Annotated in this window: 17 protein-coding genes; 3 read left to right on the top strand and 14 right to left on the bottom strand. The window is 66.3% G+C overall.

What is annotated here, in order from left to right; all coding sequences use genetic code 11:
• Positions 1 to 17: 17 nt before the first annotated feature.
• From QF036_RS05955 to QF036_RS05915, 9 genes are all read right to left on the bottom strand, one after another.
• On the bottom strand, positions 18 to 293 hold the full coding sequence (locus QF036_RS05955; RefSeq protein ID WP_307100071.1) for a hypothetical protein: 276 nt from the start codon (positions 291 to 293) through the stop codon (positions 18 to 20).
• 2 nt (positions 294 to 295) lie between these two features.
• Positions 296 to 724, bottom strand: coding sequence for an acyl-CoA thioesterase (locus QF036_RS05950; RefSeq protein WP_307100068.1), 429 nt, complete (start codon positions 722 to 724; stop codon positions 296 to 298).
• A 56-nt stretch (positions 725 to 780) separates the two neighbouring features.
• A complete protein-coding gene (locus QF036_RS05945; RefSeq protein WP_307100066.1) occupies positions 781 to 2,850 on the bottom strand; it encodes an ABC transporter ATP-binding protein in 2,070 nt (689 codons plus the stop codon).
• The gene (locus QF036_RS05940; protein ID WP_307105796.1) at positions 2,847 to 4,580 is read right to left on the bottom strand and encodes an ABC transporter ATP-binding protein; all 1,734 of its coding nucleotides are present in this window, start codon (positions 4,578 to 4,580) and stop codon (positions 2,847 to 2,849) included. The genes QF036_RS05945 and QF036_RS05940 overlap by 4 nt, the downstream gene beginning before the upstream one ends.
• A gap of 306 nt (positions 4,581 to 4,886) precedes the next feature.
• Positions 4,887 to 6,845 carry an MDR family MFS transporter gene (locus QF036_RS05935; RefSeq protein WP_307105795.1) on the bottom strand — a complete coding sequence of 653 codons (1,959 nt, stop codon included), beginning with the start codon at positions 6,843 to 6,845 and terminating at the stop codon, positions 4,887 to 4,889.
• A 61-nt stretch (positions 6,846 to 6,906) separates the two neighbouring features.
• Entirely contained in the window at positions 6,907 to 7,404 is a 498-nt protein-coding gene (locus QF036_RS05930) for a MarR family winged helix-turn-helix transcriptional regulator (RefSeq protein ID WP_307100065.1), read from the bottom strand.
• A gap of 232 nt (positions 7,405 to 7,636) precedes the next feature.
• The gene (locus QF036_RS05925) at positions 7,637 to 9,352 is read right to left on the bottom strand and encodes a thiamine pyrophosphate-binding protein (protein ID WP_307100063.1); all 1,716 of its coding nucleotides are present in this window, start codon (positions 9,350 to 9,352) and stop codon (positions 7,637 to 7,639) included.
• On the bottom strand, positions 9,349 to 10,461 hold the full coding sequence (gene speB / locus QF036_RS05920) for an agmatinase (RefSeq protein ID WP_307100061.1): 1,113 nt from the start codon (positions 10,459 to 10,461) through the stop codon (positions 9,349 to 9,351). The genes QF036_RS05925 and speB overlap by 4 nt, the downstream gene beginning before the upstream one ends.
• Positions 10,462 to 10,626: 165 nt before the next feature.
• Positions 10,627 to 11,202, bottom strand: coding sequence for a helix-turn-helix domain-containing protein (locus QF036_RS05915; RefSeq protein WP_003804566.1), 576 nt, complete (start codon positions 11,200 to 11,202; stop codon positions 10,627 to 10,629).
• 291 nt (positions 11,203 to 11,493) lie between these two features.
• Here QF036_RS05915 and QF036_RS05910 point away from each other — a divergent pair, with 291 nt between their 5' ends.
• The gene (locus QF036_RS05910) at positions 11,494 to 13,017 is read left to right on the top strand and encodes a sodium:solute symporter (protein WP_307100059.1); all 1,524 of its coding nucleotides are present in this window, start codon (positions 11,494 to 11,496) and stop codon (positions 13,015 to 13,017) included.
• 178 nt (positions 13,018 to 13,195) lie between these two features.
• Here the strand turns inward: QF036_RS05910 and QF036_RS05905 are convergent, their stop codons facing one another.
• Positions 13,196 to 13,432, bottom strand: coding sequence for a hypothetical protein (locus QF036_RS05905; RefSeq protein WP_307100058.1), 237 nt, complete (start codon positions 13,430 to 13,432; stop codon positions 13,196 to 13,198).
• Between the two features lie 247 nt (positions 13,433 to 13,679).
• Between QF036_RS05905 and QF036_RS05900 the strand changes: the two genes are divergently transcribed.
• Positions 13,680 to 14,867 carry a VIT1/CCC1 transporter family protein gene (locus tag QF036_RS05900; RefSeq protein WP_307100056.1) on the top strand — a complete coding sequence of 396 codons (1,188 nt, stop codon included), beginning with the start codon at positions 13,680 to 13,682 and terminating at the stop codon, positions 14,865 to 14,867.
• Positions 14,868 to 15,007: 140 nt separating this feature from the next.
• Positions 15,008 to 16,012 (top strand): matrixin family metalloprotease, encoded by a 1,005-nt coding sequence (locus tag QF036_RS05895; RefSeq protein WP_307100054.1) that lies wholly within the window; start codon positions 15,008 to 15,010, stop codon positions 16,010 to 16,012.
• 39 nt (positions 16,013 to 16,051) lie between these two features.
• Here QF036_RS05895 and QF036_RS05890 read toward each other — a convergent pair whose 3' ends face one another.
• The 4 genes from QF036_RS05890 to QF036_RS05875 form a co-directional block, all read right to left on the bottom strand.
• Positions 16,052 to 17,185, bottom strand: a complete 1,134-nt coding sequence (locus tag QF036_RS05890) for an LOG family protein (RefSeq protein ID WP_307100052.1) — start codon at positions 17,183 to 17,185, stop codon at positions 16,052 to 16,054.
• Positions 17,186 to 17,279: 94 nt separating this feature from the next.
• Positions 17,280 to 18,056, bottom strand: coding sequence for an SDR family NAD(P)-dependent oxidoreductase (locus QF036_RS05885; protein WP_307100050.1), 777 nt, complete (start codon positions 18,054 to 18,056; stop codon positions 17,280 to 17,282).
• A gap of 35 nt (positions 18,057 to 18,091) precedes the next feature.
• On the bottom strand, positions 18,092 to 19,459 hold the full coding sequence (locus tag QF036_RS05880) for an MFS transporter (protein WP_373460094.1): 1,368 nt from the start codon (positions 19,457 to 19,459) through the stop codon (positions 18,092 to 18,094).
• Positions 19,460 to 19,747: 288 nt separating this feature from the next.
• The gene (locus tag QF036_RS05875; protein WP_307105792.1) at positions 19,748 to 20,455 is read right to left on the bottom strand and encodes a FadR/GntR family transcriptional regulator; all 708 of its coding nucleotides are present in this window, start codon (positions 20,453 to 20,455) and stop codon (positions 19,748 to 19,750) included.
• Positions 20,456 to 20,492: the final 37 nt, after the last annotated feature.

Below are 20,492 nucleotides of genomic sequence, written 5' to 3'. Positions count from 1 at the left end.
CATGGTCGGCGCCAAAGCTACCTCTGGGTAACGGCCGGAAGCTGCTTCCGGCCGAAGGCGAAATAGCAACCCGGGCCGATGAAGTTGACCAGGGTGGCCAGCCGCCAGAACATCTTCGAGCCGCGGATCTGCTCGGCGGGGCGGCGCGAAAGGTCCCGCTGGGCCGCGGCGAGGAAAGCGAGCTGCGCGGCTCCGATCACGATGATGCCGATGCGGGCAGCAGGCGGAAGTTCCTTCCAGGACTTCTTTTTCTTCCAGGCCGCTTTTTTCGTTCTCCGGTTCTTGGTTCGCACGGTCAATGCTCCTTGCGCTCCTGGAAGGGCTCCAGCAGCTGCTTCTGCTTCGGAGTCAGCCGAAGTACCCTTCCGGTGGCTTCATCGACGAAGGCCAAATGGCTTGAGGCCTTCACACAATCGTCGCCAGTTACGGGGTCCTGCACAAGGTAGTGAATGTCGAAGCTCGCACCCTTGACGGCGCCGACCCACACCTGGACCGCCGCCGGAACGTTGCGGTATTCGAGGGTCTTCACGTACCGGATGCGGTGGTCCACCACCAGTGCCATGGTCCCTTGCGGAACGTCGTTGAACAGCGACACGTGTGGATCGATCCCGGGGAGCCCGGCACCGGCGGGCGGGCCGAAGGCGGCGATGCGCGCCTCCTCCAGCATGCGGACGATCTCCACGTTGTTGATGTGCCCGTAGGCGTCCATGTCCCCCCAGCGCATGGGCACGAGTACCTCTATGCGCCGGGGCTCTGGGTGGCCTCCAGGGTTCGCGCCGGTCAGCTGTGCACCGCCGTCGAATCGTCCACGGGCGTTTCCTCCGCATCCGCGCCGGCGAACTGCGACATGTACAGCCGGTAGTAGGCGCCTTCGGCGGCAAGGAGGGTCTGGTGGTTGCCCTGCTCCACGATCTTGCCGTTCTCCATGACCAGGATGGTGTCGGCGTCGCGGATCGTCGACAGGCGGTGCGCGATGACGAAGCTGGTCCGGTCCGTGCGCAGCGCAGCCATGGCCTTCTGCACCAGGAGTTCGGTGCGGGTGTCCACCGAACTGGTGGCCTCGTCCAGGATGAGCAGCGACGGGTTGGCCACGAAGGCGCGGGCGATGGTGATGAGCTGCTTTTCGCCGGCGCTGACGTTGTTGCCTTCTTCGTCGATGACGGTGTCGTACCCGTCGGGCAGCGCCCGGACGAAGCGGTCCACGAACGTGGCCTTGGCCGCCGCCATGACCTGGTCCTCGGTGGCGTCCAGCTTGCCGTACCGGATGTTGTCGTAGATGGTGCCGCCGAAGAGCCAGGCGTCCTGCAGCACCATGCCCACCTTGGAGCGCAGCTCGGCCCGGCTCAGCTGGGTGACGTCCACGCCGTCGAGCGTGATGGCACCCGAGTTGAGCTCGTAGAAGCGCATGACCAGGTTCACCAGGGTGGTCTTGCCAGCGCCGGTGGGACCGACGATGGCCACGGTGTGCCCCGGCTCCGCGGTGAAGGACAGGTTTTCGATCAGCGGCTTGTCCGGCGTGTAGCTGAACGTGGCGTCCCGGAACTCCACATGGCCGTCGGTCTTGGCCGGCAGGTGCTGCGTGGCGGTCTCGGCGTCCTGCTCATCCGCGTCCAGGAACTCGAACACGCGCTCGGCGGACGCCACGCCGGACTGCAGCATGTTGGCCATGCCCGCCATCTGCCCCAGCGGCTGGGTGAACTCGCGCGAGTACTGGATGAAGGCGGTGGCGTCGCCCAGGCTCATGCTGCCCGAAGCGACCCGCAGGCCGCCCACGACCGCGATGCCGACGTAGCTGAGGTAGGAGACGAACTGCATCACGGGGAAGATGATGCCGGACACGAACTGCGCGCCGAAGCTGGCCTTGTACAGGGCCTCGTTGCGCTCCTCGAAGCGCTCCAGCATGTCGGCGTCGCGGCCGAAGACCCGCACCAGGTCATGCCCGGAGAAGGACTCCTCGATCTGGCCGTTCAGCTCACCGGTGTTCTTCCACTGCGCTGCGAACAGCTTCTGGCTGCGTGCGCCGATCATGCCGGCCGCGGCGCCGGACAGCGGCAGGGCGATGAGGGCGATCAGTGCCAGCTGCCACGAGACGATGAACATCATGATGACGATGCCGATCACGGTCAGCAGGGAGCTGATGAGCTGGGCGAACGCCTGCTGCAGTGCCTGCTGGACGTTGTCGACGTCGTTGGTCACCCGGGAGAGCACGTCACCGCGCTGGCGGGTGTCGAAGTAGTTCAGCGGCAGCCGGTTGAGCTTCTTTTCCGTATCGTCGCGGAGCTGCCGGATCACCTTCATGACGATCCTGTTGAGGACGTAGCCTTGGAGCCACAGGAAAATGTTGGCCACGAAGTACATCAGCAGCACGGCCGAAATCAGGACGGTCAGCTTCTGGAAATCGATGCCGGTTCCGGGCACCAGCTCCATCCGGGAGACCATGTCCGCGAAGTTGTTCTGGCCCTGCGCCCGCAACCCCTCGACGAACTGGTCCTTGCTGACACCGGAGGGCAACTGTTTGCCCACCACACCGCCGAAGATGACGTCCATGGCCTGGCCCAGCACCTTGGGCGCAATGACGTTGAGGATCACGGAAACGATCACCATGCCGACGACGACGTAGATGCCGGCGGCTTCCGGTTTCAGCAGGCCCATGAGCCGCTTGGCGGACGGCCAGAATTGCTGGGCCTTCTTGGCGGGCATTGCGCCGAACATGCCACCGTCGGCTTCGCCCGGCTTGTATTCCTCCTCGACGAAGTCGTCGTCCTCAAGAACGGCGGCTTCGTTTGCTGCCTGGGCACCCGTGGAGCTCTCAGCGGGGTTCAGGCTGGTGCCCTTCTTGTCGGCGCTCATGCCACTTCCTCCACGCTCAGCTGGGACTCAACAATTTCCTGGTAGGTGGGCGACGTTTCGAGGAGTTCCTCATGCGTTCCGCGGTCCACGATCCTGCCGTTGTCCAGCACCAGGATCTGGTCCGCTTCCGTGATGGTGGAGATGCGCTGCGCAACGATGATGACGGTGGCGTCTGAGGTGGTGCGCCTTAGCGCCGCTCGCAGCCGGGCGTCGGTGGCGACGTCCAGCGCCGAGAAGGAGTCGTCGAACAGGTAGACCTTGGGCCTGGTGACCAGGGCGCGGGCGATGCAGAGCCGCTGGCGCTGGCCGCCGGAGACGTTGGTGCCGCCCTGGGCGATGCGGGACGCGAGCCCGTTTTTCTTTTCCTTCACGAAACCGTCGCCCTGGGCCACATGCAGCGCATCCCAGAGTTCGTCGTCGGTAGCCTCCGGCTTTCCAAAGCGGAGGTTGTGCTCAATGGTTCCGGAGAACAGGTAGGGCCGCTGCGGAACCAGGGCAACGCGCCTGGTGATTTCCGCCCGGTCCAGCTGGCTGACGGGGACGCCGTCGAGGAGCACTTCGCCGTCGGCCACGTCGTAGAGCCGCGGCAGCAACGACAGCAGGGAGGTTTTGCCGGCACCGGTGGAGCCGATGATGGCCACGGTCTCCCCGGGCCGGGCGGTAAAGCTGATGTTGCTCAAGACCGGGGCCTCGGCTCCGGGGTAGGCGAACGTGACGTTGCGGTACTCCACCACGCCCTCCAGCCGTCCCGGGGTGACCGGCCGCTCGGGGTCATGGATGGTCGGTTCAACGTCGAGCACCTCGCCGATGCGGTCCGCGCAGACGGACGCGCGCGGGATCATCATGGCCATGAAGGTGCCCATCATCACCGCGATGAGGATCTGCAGCAGGTACTGCAGGAACGCTGTCAGGGAGCCGACCTGCATGTCGCCGGAGTCCACCCGCTGGCCGCCGAACCAGAGCACGGCGGCGGTGGACAGGTGCAGGATCATGCCGATCGCAGGGAACATCAGGACGAACAGCGCGCCGATCTTCAGCGACACGTCCGTCAGTTCCTTGTTGGCCTGGCCGAAGCGCTCGGTTTCGTACGGTTCCCGCACGAAGGCGCGGACCACGCGGATGCCGATGATCTGCTCGCGCAGGACCTCGTTGATGCGGTCGATCTTCTTCTGCATGGAGCGGAACAGCGGCATGAGGCGCACCACGATGTAGCCGACCACCACGATGAGGATGGGGACCGAGACCCAGACCAGCCACGAGAGGTTGATGTCCTCGCGCAGGGCCATGATGATGCCGCCGATGCACATGATCGGCGTGGACACCATGAAGTTCAGGCCCATCAGCACCAGCATCTGGACCTGCTGGACGTCGTTCGTGCCGCGGGTGATCAGGGTGGGCGCACCGAACGCGTTGACGTCCTTGGCCGAGAAGCTTGTCACCTTGTGGAAAACGCCGCGGCGGAGGTCGCGGCCCACCGCCATGGCAGTCTTCGATCCGAAGTAGACGCCGGCGATGGCGGTGCCCACCTGGAGGAAGGCCACGAGGAGCATGACGGCCCCGGTGCGCCAGATGAAATCGGTGTCGCCGCGGGAGACGCCCTCGTCAATGATCTGGGCGTTGAGGCTGGGCAGGTAGAGCGCCGCAATGGTGGATGCCAGCTGGAAGGCGATGACAGCCAGGATGTACGGTAAGTACGGTCTGGAGTAACGCCGTATGAGGGTGACGAGCATGCTCACGGATCCTTCGGGAGAGCGCGAATGAGTTAAGAGAAGTAATAGCAGACGGGTCTGACAGCCCAAGCCTTCCAACTCTACGAAATCTGTTGCCCATGCGAAACGTCGCGGGCGAAGATCATCCCAACGGACGACGCCGGTCCACCCAAGCCCGAGCGCGAGCGGACATTCAAGCCCCCAAGCCAATCGCCGCCGTCGTACGCCCTGCCCGCGCGACTGGAGTTTTTGTACAGATACTGGCCTCTGGCCGGAGTTTTGCGGCCATTAGGCCATTACCTGTACAAAACTCCATTCGCGGGATGGCTATTCGCCGCGGTGCTTGCCGTGCGAGGCGATGTAGTGGGCGGCGGCGCTCTGGAGCTTCCGTTCCTTGGCCAGCCGCCGGCTCAGTGCCTTCAGTTCGGCGGCGACCCGGGCCTGCTCCTGCGCGATGATCCGCTGCTGCTCGGCCTGCCGGGCGACGGCGTTCAGTGCCGTGGCCAGCTGAAGCTGCTGTTCCGCGAGGAGCCCCTGCGTTTCCTGGATGAGCGGCACCAGGTCCGCGGGCCTGTTGTGCATCTCAGCCAGCATGGTCCGGGCCCGCGCCGGCGGTTCGTTCATCGGCAGGACGGGTTCCGCCGGCCGCTGCCTGCCGGAGTAGGCGCCGTTGGCGTCGTCGGCCAGTTGGCGGGTCAGTACCTCGGCGAACTCACGCTCGAGGTCGTCGTCGGAATATTCAGCGGCACGCAGCCCGGAGGCAGGTGCGGAATCGGGAGCAGCATCCGGGCGGATATCAACGGTCCGGCGCAGCGGCTGTTCCTTGATCAGGAGCACGGCGATAAGGGCAACAACCGCGATGGCGCCGGCAATCAGGAAGATCTCTGCGGTGGCGTCACCGTAGGCCGCCCGCATGATGTCCCGGACCGGGGCAGGCATGTCGGCCAGGTCCAGGCTGGCGCCGGAAGCGCCGGAGCCTGCCCGGATGCCGGCGTCGGCCAGCCCCTGGGTGGCCAGTTCCGTGACCCGGTTGCTCATGACCGCTCCCAGCACGGATACGCCGATCGCGCCGCCCACGGAGCGGAAGAACGCCACAGAAGCACTGGCCGTGCCGATGTCGCTGGCGCTGACAGTGTTCTGTACGGCCAGGACGAGGTTCTGCATAAGCATGCCGAGCCCGAGGCCCAGGATCGCTGTGAAGACGCCGGACTGCCACAGTTCCGTGGTGTGATCCATGGTGCCGGCGAGGCCCAGCCCGCCAATCAGCAGGACCGACCCGGCAATCAGGTAGCGCTTCCACTTGCCGGTGCGGCTGATCAGCTGGCCGGAAAACACGGAGCCGATCAGGTTGCCGGCGATCATGGGCAGGGTCAGGAGGCCCGCCTCGGTGGGGGTTGCGCCGCGTGCCACCTGGAAGTACTGGCCCAGGAAGGTCGAGGAACCGAACATCGCCACGCCCACGGCCACGGAGGCCCAGATGGCAAGAGCGGTGGTGCGCTCGGAAATGATCTTCAGCGGGATGATGGGCTGCGAAACCTTGGATTCCACCACGACGAGCAGAGCCAGCAGCACGACGCCGCCACCCACCATGAGTGCCGACTGCCAGGACCACCAGTCGTAGTAGTCGGGGTTGCCCGCGAACGACACCCAGATGAGGAGGAGGCTGACGCCGGTGGTGAGGAGGATGGAGCCGAGCCAGTCGATCTTTGCAGGCCGCTTGACGCGCTGGATCTTGAGGGTGATCTGCAGCAGGATGAGGGCGACGACGGCGAGCGGCACGCAGACGAAGAACGTCCAGCGCCAGCCCAGCGGGCTGTCAACGATGAAACCGCCAAGCAGCGGCCCGCCGGCCGTGCCGACGGCCATGACTGCGCCCATGTAGCCGGAGTACTTTCCGCGGTCGCGCGGCGGGATCATGGAGCCGATGATCGCCTGGGCCAGGGCAGTCAGGCCGCCCATGGCGATGCCCTGGACAACGCGGGCCGTCAGCAACAGCGGGATGGTCTGGGACAGGCCGGCCATCACCGATCCCGCCACGAAGATCACGATGCTGAGCTGGACCAGGACCTTCTTGTCGAACAGGTCAGCGAGCTTGCCCCAGATCGGGGTGGTGGCCGCGTTGGCCAGCAGTGCTGCGGTGATGACCCACGCGAAGTCCGTCTGCGTGCCCTTGAGCTCGGACATGATGGTGGGCAGCGCGTTGGCCACGATGGTGCTGCTGAGGATCGCGGTGAAGAAGGCAGCCAGGAGCCCGGTCAGGGCCTCCATGATCTGCCGGTGCGTCATGGGGGCCTGGGCCGGGTGGGCCGAAGGGCGTGACGTGGCCGTCACGGGGACGGCAGCATGGCTAGCCAATGAACTGCTCCTTGCGTTGGGTAGTGGCGGTGATGGTGCCGGCCGTCGTTGCCCGGGCGGATTCCCGAAGGGATTCCGCAAGTTTGGAGAGCACTTTCGCCGTCTCCTCGGCGTCCTGCTGGCTCCAGTCCTGCAGGAATCCCTGCAGCGTGGCCACGCGGTGCTCCTCGATCTCGATGAGCTTCGCGCGGCCGGCGCCGGTGAGGGCCACCAGCTGCGCGCGGCCGTCGTCGGGGTCCGGCCTGCGACGGACCAGCCCGAGTTCCTCAAGCTCCGCGATGTGCCGGCTGAGGACGGGCGCACTGACACCCAGCCGCGCGGCCAAGTGCGTGGCGCGGGATTCCCTCTCCCCCACGAAGCGCAGGACGCCCTGCAGCGCAACTCCCGCCTCCAGGCCGCGCGAGTTGGAGACGGCCACGCACCGCACGACGCGCTGGAGGTCGAAGATCTGCCGCACGAGTTCAGCTGCCGTGTTTGGCTCAACTGCCATGATGGAAAAACCCCTTATTGCTTGCCTTAGGCAACTATAACAATAAAAGGTTGCTTTAGGAAACTAAGCAATCCGGACAGGCGTCCGGTCCGGTTAAAAGGCAGCAGCGCGAACGCACACTTGCGGCCCCATTCCGGGTGGAAATGGGGCCGCAAGTGTGCGTTCGCGCTGAGAGCGGGTGCTTAACTGTGCGTTCGCGCTGGAAGCATGGGGCTTAAGTGTGCGTTCGCGCTTAGCTTTCCAGGTGGGTTGGGGCGAACATCCTGAGGAGCGTTTCGACGACGACGACGTTCGGGCCGTCCGCGGCAAAGCCCGCTTTGAGCGCGTCCCCCACGTTTTCCGGTGCCACCCGGGTGGCGGGAACGCCGAAGGACTCGGCCAGCTTCACGAAGTCCGGCCGGGCGAGTTCAGTGGCGGTGGCCTTGCCGAACGCGCCCACCATGTATTCGCGCAGGATGCCGTAGCCGCCGTCGTCCACGATCAGCCAGGTGACGGGCACGTTATGCTGCTTCGCGGTGGCGAGTTCGGCGATGGAGTACATGGCCGAGCCGTCGCCGGAAACAGCGAGCACGCGGGCCGAAGCCACGGACTTGCCCACGGTCTCCAGGCCCACGGCTCCGCCGATCGCTGCCGGGAAGCCATAGCCCAGGCCACCGGCGCCCTGTGCCGAATGGAACTGGCCCTCGCGGGCGTCCCAGCAGCTCCAGCCCCAGTAGGCCGAGATGGTCATGTCCCAGAATGTCTGCATCTCGGCCGGAACAGCCTCGCGGATATCGGCCATAAACTGCAGTTCCTTCGCCAGGTCCTGCGATTCCAGCCGCTCCTTCACCTTGCGCAGCGACTCCCGCACGAGGTCCTCCGGCGAGGTTCCGTGCCAGTCGGGCAGGGTATCGGCGGGCACTGTAAGCGAGGCGTCGAGGGCTGCGAGGGCCTGGCCGGCGTCGGCGCGGATCCCCAGACCCGGCCGGTTGGATTCCAGCACGCGCGGTTCGGCGTCGATCTGGATGATCCTGCCGCGCGGTTCAAAAGTGAAGTAATTGGAGGTGACCTCGCCAAGTGACGAGCCGATGACCACCAGGACGTCAGCGTCCTCGAGGAGGTCCGTCATGTGCCGGTCCTCGATCCACGACTGCAGCGACAATTCGTGGTTCCACGGGAAGGCCCCGTTGCCGCCGGGCGTGCAGATGACGGGAGCCCGGAGCTTTTCCGCTATCGAGAGCAGCGACTTTTCCGCCCGGCCCCGGCGGGTTCCGCCGCCGGCGATGATGGCGGGACGCTTCGCCGCCGACAGCCAGTTCACGGCTTCCCGGACAAGCTCGACGCGCGGCGGGTTGTCCGCCGCTTCGGCCAGCGCATCTTCCACGGGCGGCACCATGATCGGGTCCAGCAGCACGTTCTGCGGGACCTCGAGCCAGACCGGGCCCTGCGGCGAGGAAATCGCCTCGGTCCAGGCATCCTGGATGGCGGACGGAATGCCGGACGCGTGCTGGATCAGGCGCTGGCTCTTGGTGACATTCGCGGCCGACGCCTTCTGGTCATCCAGCTGGTGCAGCATGCCTTTCCGGCGGGCGCCCAGGCCCTCGAGCGGGATCTGGCTGGCAACCACCACCATGGGAACCCCCGTGGCGTAGGCTTCCTGGAGCCCGGCAAGCGACGTCAGCGCACCCGGCCCAGTGGACAGGAACAGCACGCCCACCTCCCCCGTGGCCCGCGAGTATCCGTCGGCGGCGAAGGCGCTGTTGTTCTCCACGCGGGAGGACACGAACTTCAGATTGCCCCGGCCCATCGCGTCGAAGAGGCCCAGCGCATGCTGGCCGGGGATGCCGAACACCGTCTTCGCGCCCAGCGCCTCCAGGGTCTCGACGACGAGGTCCCCGCCGTTGCGGACACCGGCCCCGGCGCCCGCCCCTGCGGGAGGAGGCGCCGTGCCGGACTCGACGGCGGTCACTTGGAGTACTCCCCCACAGCGGCACGGACGGCGCCATTGCCTGCCGGCGCCGGCGATGCTGCCGCGAACCCTGCCGGACGGCGGGCTTCGCGGCCCAGCGCCTGGGCGGCGTAGCCGGTCTCGGCACCGAAGCGGTCGCCCGCGATGGTGTTGTCCGCCATGAGGGTGACGAGTTCGTAGGCAACGTGGCTGGCGGCCACGCCGGTGATCTCGGCATGGTCGTAGGCCGGGGCCACTTCCACGACGTCGGCGCCGACCAGGTTCATGCCGCGGAAGCCGCGGATGATCTCCAGCAGCTCACGGCTGGTGATGCCGCCGGCTTCAGGCGTGCCGGTTCCGGGTGCGTGCGCGGGGTCCAAAACGTCGATGTCCACAGAGATGTACAGGGGACGGTCGCCGATCCGGTCCCGGACTTTGGCCACAGTCTCAAGGACGCCCTGGTAGTAAACGTCCGCGGAGGTGACGATGCCGAACCCGAAGCGGTGGTCGTCGTCGAGATCCTTCTTCCCGTACAGCGGGCCGCGGGTACCGATGTGGCTGATGGCCTCCGTGTCCAGGATGCCCTCCTCCACGGCGCGGCGGAACGGCGTGCCGTGGGTGTACTCCGCGCCGAAGTAGGTGTCCCAGGTGTCCAGGTGGGCGTCGAAGTGCAGCATGGCGATCGGACCGCCGGCGCGCTCGGCTGCTGCGCGCAGGAGCGGCAGCGCGATGGTGTGGTCACCGCCCAGCGTAAGCAGCTTGCTCCCGCCCGCCGTCAGGTCAAGGGCGTTCTGCTGGATGGTCTCGATGGCCTCGTTGATGTTGAACGGGTTCACGGCCATGTCACCCGCGTCGGCCACCTGGCAGTTCTCGAACGGGCTGACGTCCCAGGCCGGGTTGTACGGGCGGAGCAGCCGGCTGGCCTCGCGGACGTGGTTCGCGCCGAAGCGGGCACCGGGGCGGTAGGAGACGCCGGAATCAAAGGGCACGCCCACCACGGTGATGTCGGACTTGGCCACCTGGTCCAGGCGCGGCAGGCGGGCATAGGTTGCCGCCCCGGCGTAGCGGGGAATACGGGATGAATCGATGGGGCCAAGGTTGCCGTTGGCCTCGATGCGCAGCTCTTCCAAAGGAACGCCTCTCCTTCGAGGATGATTTGTCGAGGTGGGTTGTGACAGCCATCATACACTCGAAGTTGCCCAATGTGCACCGGCTGTTTACAAGAATCTCCCGATGGGGGCACAAAAAAGCCCGGACCACCCAACAGGCAGCCCGGGCCGGGGTTTCAAGGAGCACTACCGGCTGGCAGCCGGCACCAGGACCCAGAGAACCTCGACGGGCTCATCGGTCGGGTTGACCCAGGTGTGGGGTTCCCGGCCGGGGAAGGTGACGGTATCGCCGGTGGTCAGTTCATATTCCTCATTAGTGAGGATGAGCTTGATGGTCCCCTTGATCACATGCAGGACGTCGACGTCGCAGTCAACGGCATACAGTTCCGATTCGCCGCGGCCCCGCGGATCGATGACGGCCTGGATGATCTGCACGCGCCGCTCGGACCGCGCGGTCAGCAGCCGCTCCACAATCCCCTCCCCGCCAAGGGAGATGCGGGGACCGGCATCCCGCTTGGTCAGATGGGTTTCCGGAGCGGCAAACAGGTCGCCAATGGAGATCGACAGAACCTGGCACAGGGTAACGAGGGACGCCACGGACGGCGAGGTCAGGTCCCGTTCCACGCGGCTGAGGAAGCCCTTGGTCAATCCGGTGGCGTCAGCGACCTGCTCGATGGTGAGCCGCTGGGACTGGCGCGCGGCACGGATTCTTGAACCGATGGCAACCGGAACATTGCTCGGCTCAACTGGTAGTGCCTTCATTTACGAACCTTTCACGGCCGGCCGCCCGGCCCCATCATTGGAGACATATTATCGGCCCGCCCCTTCTGTGACGCGGGGCAAACCGCGCCGCAGAGCTTTGCGTCTTGACTGTTACTCGAATCACAGCCTACGCTTTCATGCAACAAGTGTTGCTTGTGAAACAACTCCCACGAGGAGACGTCAGCAAGGAACCCAGCGTTCCCCCCGATTTTCCGTTAATGCAGCACCCTCCGGGCAGCCAGTTCCCCGGATCGGCCCGCAAGCTGCCAAAGCTCCAAGGATCCCCAAATCATGGACGCAAGTTTCGTCAATATCGCCATCGTGGTGGTCTACCTGGCCGCCATGCTGGCCTTCGGCTGGTGGGGCAAGTCCCGCACCAAGAACAACAGCGACTTCCTCGTGGCCGGCCGCCGCCTGGGGCCGTTCCTCTACACCGGGACCATGGCCGCCGTCGTCCTGGGCGGCGCCTCCACCGTTGGCGGCGTCGGCCTGGGCTACAAGTTCGGCATCTCCGGCATGTGGCTCGTCGTGGCGATCGGTGCCGGTGTCCTGCTGCTGAGCCTTCTCTTCGCCGGCACCATCCAGAAGCTGAAGATCTACACGGTCTCCCAGATGCTGTCCCTGCGCTACGGCAGCCAGGCCACACGGACCTCCGGCATCATCATGCTCGCCTACACCCTGATGCTGTGCGCCACCTCCACCGGCGCCTACGCCACCATCTTCGTGGTGCTGTTCGGCTGGGACCGCGCGCTCGCCATCGCCATCGGCGGCGCCATAGTGCTGGTGTACTCGACCATCGGCGGCATGTGGTCCATCACCCTCGCCGACCAGGTCCAGTTCGTCATCAAGACCGTGGGCATCTTCATCCTGATGCTGCCCTTCACGCTCAACGCAGCCGGCGGCCTGGACGGCATCCGCAGCCGCGTGGACGCCAGCTTCTTCCAGATCGACGGTATCGGCATCCAGACGATCATCACCTACTTCGTCGTCTACACCCTGGGCCTGCTGATCGGCCAGGACATCTGGCAGCGCGTGTTCACCGCCAAAACGCCACGGGTTGCCCGCTGGGGAGGTGCCACCGCCGGCATCTACTGCATCCTCTACGGCGCGGCCGGCGCACTGATCGGCCTCGGCGCAAGGGTGGCGCTGCCGAACATCGACGTCGCCACCGAAGGCAAGGACGTTGTCTACGCCGAGGTGGCCCAGAACCTGCTGCCCATCGGCATCGGCGGCCTGGTGCTCGCCGCCGCCGTCGCGGCCATGATGTCCACCGCGTCCGGTGCCCTGATCGCCGCCGCCACCGTGGCCCGCGCGGATGTGCTGCCGTTCGTCGCCGGCTGGTTCGGCAAGACCATCAACACCGACGACTCCGACAACCCCGAGCACGACGTCAAGGCCAACCGCATGTGGGTCCTCGGGCTGGGCATCGTGGCCATCCTCATCGCCATCATCACCAAAGACGTCGTCGCGGCCCTCACCATCGCCTACGACATCCTGGTGGGCGGCCTCCTTGTCGCCATCCTCGGCGGCCTCATCTGGAAGCGCGGAACTGGCATCGCGGCCGCGGCGTCCATGGCCGTGGGTTCCGTGGTGACGCTCGGGACCATGATCTTCCTGGAGATCAACGCCAAGGAACCGCTGGAGGGCATCTTTGCGAACGAGCCGATTTACTACGGCCTGATCGCCTCCGCCGTGGTCTACGTCGCAGCGTCGCTCCTGACCAAGCCCACGGACCCCGCGGTCATGGGCCGCTGGTACCGCCGCGTGGCCGGCAGGGAAACCGAGGAAGTGCCGGTTTCGGCCGCTGCCAGGTGACCTTGCGTCCACTGAGCTGGCCGGCCACCTGCCGCCGGCAGGTTTAGCAAAAAGCGCACGACGACGGCGGTGCCTCCCAGCGCGGGGAGGCACCGCCGTCGTGGTTTAAAGAAGATTGGGCTAGAGCGGGAGCGAACGGTCCAGGGACTAAACGGACGTCAGTGCTGGAACGGACGCTTTAGTCTTCATAGCCTTCGCCCGCACGGAACTCGTCGTCCGCATCCCGCGGAACCACCCTTTCGTCACCGTCCACTGCCTCGGGGTTGGCGGGAACAACCCTTTCCTCGGAATCAAGGAATTCGTCTTCCGTGTCCCAGTCTTCGTCCACCGGCGCGTCCTCGGCAAAGTCGTAGGCGGGATCGGACTCGATGGTGTTGCGGGTGTCCGGCTCGGGGCGCGATCCGTTGGTGTTCATCAGGCAGACCTCCGTGTGGTTGGACTTCCGTACCCGCCGGCGGCGGGGCACATTTTCATCAGATCACCGCGGGTGCAGGCGGTCAAGGGTGTCCGGGCGGGCCGGCGGCTTTGCCCCGTCAAGGCGCAGTTATTGAGGTTTCCCTAAACTTAGGACTAAGGGTTACCGGCCGAAAAACCGCGGAATTACGCGGTAAAGTGGGCGATGCAATGGGGCCGCATCACGCCCCATCTACTCAGGAGTTCCCGTGTCTCAGCACGCAAAATCTGATCCCCACACCCCCGGCAACGCGTCCGGCTCAACCAATGGTCCCGCAGCCGGCGCCGTGGCATCCGGCGGCGGCGCAGCCCGCACGGAACCCAGCGCAGCGGACATCAAGCGCTGGCGCCAGTACCTCGCCGACGAGCGGGCGGAGGCCGCCGTCTACCGCGACCTCGCCCAGAACCGCTCCGGCGAAGAGCGCGCCATCCTTCTGGCCCTCGCCGAGGCCGAAGGCCGCCACGAGGCGCACTGGCTGAAGCTGCTGGGTGAGCATGCGGGCAAGCCCCGGCACGCTTCCCTGCGCAGCCGCCTTCTGGGCTTCCTCGCCCGGCACTTCGGGTCCGTATTTGTGCTCGCGCTGGCGCAGCGGGCCGAGGGCCGCTCCCCCTACACCAGGGAGCCGTCTGCCACTCCGGCCATGGCGGCCGACGAGCAGATCCACGAGGAAGTGGTCCGCGGCCTGGCAACACGCGGCCGCAACCGGCTGGCCGGCACGTTCCGCGCCGCCGTCTTCGGCGCAAACGACGGACTGGTGAGCAACCTCGCGCTGGTCATGGGCATGGCTGCCACGGGCGTTGGCAGCGGCGTGGTCCTGCTCAGCGGCATCTCCGGGCTCCTGGCCGGAGCGTTCTCCATGGGCGCCGGCGAATTCGTGTCGGTCCGTTCGCAGCGCGAACTTCTGGATGCTACACGCCCCACGCAGGTGACGCTGGTGGCGGCACCCCAGCTGGACATCGAACACAACGAGCTTCTGCTGGTCTACCTGGCCCGCGGCATGTCCCGCGAGGCGGCCGAACACCGAGTGGCCGAGCGCATGGGCCTCTTCACGTGCGACTGCGATCCAAGCCTCTCGCTCCATCCCGAACTGCCCGAGGCTGAGGACGAGCACGAAGCCGTGGGCACTGCCTGGGGCGCCGCGCTCTCCAGCTTCTGCTTCTTCGCCTCCGGCGCCATCGTGCCCATCATTCCCTTCCTTTTCGGCATGACCGGGATCGGCGCCCTCATCGTGGCGGCCGTCCTGGTGGGCATCGCGCTGCTGGCCACCGGCGGCACCGTCGGCCTGCTGTCCGGCACCTCGCCGCTGACCCGCGGACTGCGGCAGCTCGCCATCGGCCTGGGAGCGGCCGGCGTCACGTACCTCCTGGGCATGGCGTTTGGCGCTGTCATCGCCTGATTGCCGGGGATAGCCCGGCAGGTTTCGTGGGCCGGTGAGCTGAACTGTAAAGTAGGCCTGTTTGCCTGGTGCTTGGGTGCCTGACGCCTGATTCGCCGGCGGAGGGGACGCGGCAGCGGAATGCCGTGAAAGGGGGTGCAATGGAGGGTCAAGACCGCGGTCACAGTCAGCGCCGGCACCAGCCGCGCCACTCAGGTCCGGCTATCGCGGCGGCGAGGTTTATCCGCCGCCTGATCGTACTTGCTGCCCTTGGTTGTGCGGCGTTTCTGGCAGCCGGAATGGCGTACGGGGACCCCCGCTTTGCGGGCGTGCTGAACTTCCGCCTCGGGTCCGGGGACCAGTCCGCGTCCCGGCAGGATGATTCCGGCCAAGATACGGCCGGGCAGGATCCGGCCGGGCAGGCGGGGCAACGCGGGCTGGACGGACGGTCCGGTGGAGCCCAGACCGGTGCGCCTGTTGGCCCGGACGGTACCATGGGCGCACCGCCGCCGGGCCGCGAGGAGGCAGCCACTCCCCTGGGCAACCCGGAGCCACCTCCGGAGCCCAGCACCTCGTACAAGTTTCTGGCCGTGAACAGTGACGGCTCCCCCGTGGGCTACTCGCCATGCCGTCCGTTGCATTACGTGGTGAATGCCAGCCTTGCGCCGGAGGGTGCAGCAGGACTGGTTCCGCTGGCAATCCAGGCCATCTCGAGGGCCACCGGCATCCAGTTTGTTGACGACGGCGCCACCGACGAGCAGCCCTCGGACCAGCGTGCCCCCTACCAGCCGGACGCTTACGGCGAGCGCTGGGCACCCCTGCTCATCAGCTGGACCACGCCGGACGTGACCCCCAAGCTGGGCGGCAAGGTCATCGGCACCGGCGGCAGCACGCATTACAGCTACGGGAACGGGCCCAAGAGCTATGTCACCGGCAGCCTGGAGCTGGATGCCCCGCAGATGGCCGCGGAACTGGAACGCCCCGACGGCACCGACTACGCCACCGCCGTCATCCTCCATGAACTGGGCCACGTGATGGGGCTCGAGCATGTCAACGACCCCGTGCAGCTCATGTATCCGGAGATCGGCGCCCCCGACGGCCTCGCGGCCGGCGACCTGAACGGCCTCTATCAGCTCGGCAAGACGCCCTGCCGCAAGGACCTGTAGGCACCCGGCGCGTTCATCCGGCCCGTTCATCCACCGCGTTCATCCGCCGAGGACCGCGAGCGCCTCATCCACGCTGTCCACCAGGAAGATCCGCTGCTCCATTGCCCGGCCCGCGGCGAGGCTTTGCAGCATCGGCCAGGCCGGGAACCGCTGCTCCCAGTGCTCCCTGCCGACCAGCACCATGGGGGTCATGGTCTCCGGGGCGCCGTAGTAGTTCTCGCAGGCATCCTGGAAGATCTCCTGCACGGTACCCGCCGCACCCGGCAGGAACACGATCCCACCGTTGCAGACCTCCAGGAGGATGGCTTCGCGGACCGCGTTGGCAAAGTACTTGGCGATGTGGGTGGCAAAGTAGTTGGGCGGTTCGTGGCCGTAAAACCAGGTGGGAATGCCGAGGGACGCGGTCCCGCCAGGAAAGCGTTCGACGGCGGCTGCCGCAGCACGTGCCCACGCGGACACCGAGGGGCGGAAGCCGGGGACGGCCGCGAGCTCTCGAAGCACACCGTGGAAATCGTCGTCGCCGGCCATGCTGAGGTAGGCACCCAGATTCGCGGCCTCCATGGCCCCTGGGCCTCCGCCGGTGGCCACCAGGTGGCCGCGGCGGGCCAGGAGCCGGCCCAGCATGGCGGCCGCGGCGAAGCCGCCGGTCCCCCGCTGCAGGGCATGGCCGCCCATGACCCCGACGATGGAACGGCCCCCGCTGTTCAGGGTACGGACAAATTCCTCCAGGGCATCGCCGACGGCGTGATCGTGCAGGGCTGCCGCGAGGGTGGAATCGAGGCGGTTCCGCTGGCCCGGCCGCATGCTCCATTGGTAGACCAAACCGTCGGGTGTTTTCTCGTACGGTTCATCGACGATGCCTGCGTACAGTTCCTGCGGGGTGTAGAGCCCTGCCCGGTAAGGATTGAAAGGAACGCCGGTGAGCCGCGGGAAGATCAGCGCGCCCCGGCTGCGGAGGGAAGCCTCCACGCCCGGGTCGAAGGTGCAGCCCAGGAAAACCGCACCCTCGGCGTCCAGGGCTGCCAGGGCTGCACCCCGGCCGCGAAGGTCAAGCGACTGTGCGTGCCAGCCGTGCATCGCCCTGGCCCCGGCGCTTACCAGCCGGTCGAACCTGGCGATGCTGTCCACCTCAAGGGTGCGCGGGCCGGGGTTCAGGCTGCCGGAGGGGTTCATGCTGCCCAGCCTAATGCGGTGTTCCGCCGGAAGTGCCCCGCCGGGAATCCCGGCGGGGCACTTCGGATAAATCAGGAACGGCTCAGGAACCGGGTTAGGAAACCTGGAGGCCGCCGTTGATGTCGTAGGTAGCGGCGGTGATGTAGCCCGAGTCCGCACCCAGCAGGAAGGAGATCAGCGCAGCCACTTCTTCGCGGGTACCGACGCGGCCCATCATGATGCCTTCGGACATCTGGGCCTTGCGCTCCTCGCTCAGCGTGCCGCCCATGATGTCGGTGTCGATCGGACCCGGTGCAATGGCGTTCACGGTCACGCCAAACTCGCCGACTTCACGGGCCAGGGCGCGGGTGAAGCCGATGATGCCGGCCTTGGAGGCGCTGTAGGCCACCTTGGAGTAGGTGCCGCCGCCGCGCTGGGCGGAGATGGAGGAGATGCTCACGATGCGTCCGAGCTTGCGTTCGATCATGCCCTTGAGCACCCGCTGGGAAACAACGAACGTGCCGCGCATGTTGATGGCGAAGACCTTGTCCCACTCGGCAACCGTGGTTTCCATGAAGGGGGTCGGGGAGCTGATGCCGGCCAGGTTGGCAAGTGCCACGATCGGCGGCAGGGATGCTTCGATCTCGGTGATCGCCCGGTCCACGGATGCTTCGTCGGAGACATCGGCGCCGACACCGATAGCCTTCACGGCACGGTTGGACCCGATCTCCGCGGCAGCGGCCTTCGCGTCCTCGGCGTTGATGTCCAGGATCGCGATGGACCAGCCTTCGCTGGCCATGCGGTCAGCTGCTGCGCGGCCGATGCCGCGGGCGGACGCAGCGCCGGTCAGCACCACGGTGCGCTCTGCGGGGAAAGGGGTAATTGAGCTCATTGCGGGTATTCCTTCGGGTGTTCTCGGATGGGTCTTTAGTGGCTGGCCGGGGCATCTGCGGCGGCCTCGACTGCCGGGTCCAGGGCTGCGTCGCCTTCGGGGCGCTTGCGGGCGTAGAGGTAGGTGGCAACAGCTGTGACGCACAGGCAGAAGGAGAGGAACAGGAGGCCGCTTTGGTTGCTGCCCGTGGCGTCGTTGAACAGGCCGACGGCGTAGGGGGCAACGAAGCCGCCGAGGTTACCCAGCGAGTTCACCATGGCAAGGCCGGAGGCTGCTGCTGCGCCGGTCAGCGCTGCGGACGGCATGGACAGGAACGGGGCGATGGCGCCGTAGATACCCATTGCCGCGGCCGTGAGGGCAACCAGGGCCAGGATGGGGTTGACCTGGAGCAGGTAGCCTGCGGACAGCAGGCCCACACCCGCGAGCACCATGCTGACGGAGCTGTGCCAGGCCCGCTTGCCCGTCTTGTCCGCACGCTTGCTCCAGAAGTAGACGAAGACTGCTGCAATGGCGTACGGAATGAGGACGATGAACCCGACCTGGGCGGTGGAGAACTTGCCGAGGGCGGCAACGATCGTGGGCATCCAGAGGCCCAGGCCGTAGATGCCGCAGACCAGGCCAAAGTACAGGGCCGAGTAGACGATGGTGCGCTTGTCCTTGAGGCCGGCCAGGAAGTTGTGGCTGCCGCCCTTGGATTTGGCAGCCAGTTCGGCGTCCATGGTGGTGGCGAGCCATTCGCGCTCGTCGGCGTTGAGCCACTTGGCGTCCCGCGGGCGGTCCGTCATGAGGATTGGGGTCAGCACGCCAAGGAGGATGGCGGGGATGCCTTCGATGATGTACAGCCACTGCCAGCCCTGCAGCCCAAGGATGCCGTCCATCTGGAGCAGGAGGCCTGAAACAGGTGCACCCAGGGCGTTGGAGATGGGCTGGGCCAGGATGAAGATGCCCAGCACGGTGACGCGCTGTGCGGCCGGGAACCACAGGGTCAGGTAGAAGAGGATGGCGGGGAAGAAGCCGGCCTCGGCGGCGCCGAGCAGGAACCGGATGATGAAGTATGTGGTTTCGCCGTTCACCAGGGCCATCGCGGTGGCGAAGAGACCCCAGGTGATAAGAATGCGGGCCAGCCACTTACGGGCGCCGAACTTGTACATGCCGGCGTTGCTGGGCACCTCCAGGAGGGCGTAGCCGAGGAAGAAGATTCCTGCGCCGAGGCCGTAGGCCGCAGCCGTCAGGCCGATGTCCTCGCTCATGGTCAGCTTGGCGAACCCTACGTTGTTGCGGTCAAGGTACGCGACGAAGTAGAGGAGAACGATCAGCGGCATAACGCGGCGGCGGACTTTGCGAAGCGTGCGGTCGCCAAGCTCGCCGAGTCCGAAGGACTTTGTGGTTAATGAAGTCATCATCGACCTTCTGTCTGGCGGTTCCCTGCCCTGCGGCTTCGCGGGGGGAATCCGCTGCTTGTCTTTGTGGGGGTTCTGTCCGGTCTTCAGTGATTATGTCTTATTTATCTGATGTCAGACATCTGACGGAAGAACATGACCAAAAGCATAGGAGGGTGACGAGCATTACGTCAAGACGAAAAGGGGGACCGGTGAAAAAGGCGGGCTGAGGGGTCGGTGCTGTAACAGGCAAGCCAGGGCCCAACAAAAAGTCCCGCCCAGCAGAAGTCCGGACCCAGGAAGAGCCCGAGCCTAGGAGCGCTGGCCGTGGACGTAACGTTCGTAATCCTCGAACGTCTGGTCCATGTGCTCGTCCATGGCCTTGCGGGCCAGCTCGGCGTCGCCGGTGAGGATGCTCTCCAGCACGCGCTGATGGAAGGCGATGGCGTGGCGCTGGATTTCCTCGATGGCCGACGTCTCGCGGCGGGCGCGGTAGAGGGACTGGCCCAGCTGGGCCAGGAGCGCGCGGACAAACGGGTTGCCGGACGCCCTCAGCACGGTGTCGTGGAAGGCGATGTCCGCCGCCACGAACCCGTCAAGGTCTCCGGCCTGGTGATACCGTTTCATGTCCGCGATGGACGCCCGCATCTCCTCGGCATGCTCGGGGGTGTGGCGTCTGGCCGCGAGCGCGGCGGCGCCGGTTTCCACCATGCGCCGGACTTCGATCAGCCCGCGGGAAACTTGGTCGTCCGCGTTGCCGTGCGAGGCCGCCTTGATGATGGCGTCGAGGCCGGTCCAGTTGTCCGCCGGATTCACGAACGTCCCGCGGCCCGCTTTGACGTAAAGGATGTTCTGCGCCCGGAGTGCCTTCAGCGCTTCCCGGGCGGTTAGCCGACTGACGTCATAGGCTTTGGCGATGTCGGCTTCCGGCGGCAATGCATCATGCGGCTTCAGCCTGCCGCCGAGTATGTCGTCCAGCAAACCGTCAACGAGGTCGTCAACAAGTGTCCTGCGCCCCACCGACTGCCCTACTTTCGCCTTGCCTCTTGCTGCCAAC

Source organism: Arthrobacter globiformis (assembly GCF_030817195.1).
Classification (GTDB): Bacteria; Actinomycetota; Actinomycetes; order Actinomycetales; family Micrococcaceae; genus Arthrobacter; species Arthrobacter globiformis_D.
This window is presented reverse-complemented; position numbering and strand designations above follow the sequence as displayed.

Bases quoted from the DNA above. Each gene is read 5' to 3' on its own strand.
- QF036_RS05885 (WP_307100050.1), bottom strand. From the start codon at position 18,056: ATGAGCTCAATTACCCCTTTCCCCGCAGAGCGCACCGTGGTGCTGACC.
- QF036_RS05930 (WP_307100065.1), bottom strand. From the start codon at position 7,404: ATGGCAGTTGAGCCAAACACGGCAGCTGAACTCGTGCGGCAGATCTTC.
- QF036_RS05890 (WP_307100052.1), bottom strand. From the start codon at position 17,185: ATGAACCCCTCCGGCAGCCTGAACCCCGGCCCGCGCACCCTTGAGGTG.
- QF036_RS05910 (WP_307100059.1), top strand. From the start codon at position 11,494: ATGGACGCAAGTTTCGTCAATATCGCCATCGTGGTGGTCTACCTGGCC.
- QF036_RS05945 (WP_307100066.1), bottom strand. From the start codon at position 2,850: ATGAGCGCCGACAAGAAGGGCACCAGCCTGAACCCCGCTGAGAGCTCC.
- QF036_RS05880 (WP_373460094.1), bottom strand. From the start codon at position 19,459: ATGATGACTTCATTAACCACAAAGTCCTTCGGACTCGGCGAGCTTGGC.
- QF036_RS05940 (WP_307105796.1), bottom strand. From the start codon at position 4,580: ATGCTCGTCACCCTCATACGGCGTTACTCCAGACCGTACTTACCGTAC.
- QF036_RS05915 (WP_003804566.1), bottom strand. From the start codon at position 11,202: ATGAAGGCACTACCAGTTGAGCCGAGCAATGTTCCGGTTGCCATCGGT.
- QF036_RS05905 (WP_307100058.1), bottom strand. From the start codon at position 13,432: ATGAACACCAACGGATCGCGCCCCGAGCCGGACACCCGCAACACCATC.
- QF036_RS05895 (WP_307100054.1), top strand. From the start codon at position 15,008: ATGGAGGGTCAAGACCGCGGTCACAGTCAGCGCCGGCACCAGCCGCGC.
- QF036_RS05950 (WP_307100068.1), bottom strand. From the start codon at position 724: ATGCGCTGGGGGGACATGGACGCCTACGGGCACATCAACAACGTGGAG.
- QF036_RS05935 (WP_307105795.1), bottom strand. From the start codon at position 6,845: ATGACGCACCGGCAGATCATGGAGGCCCTGACCGGGCTCCTGGCTGCC.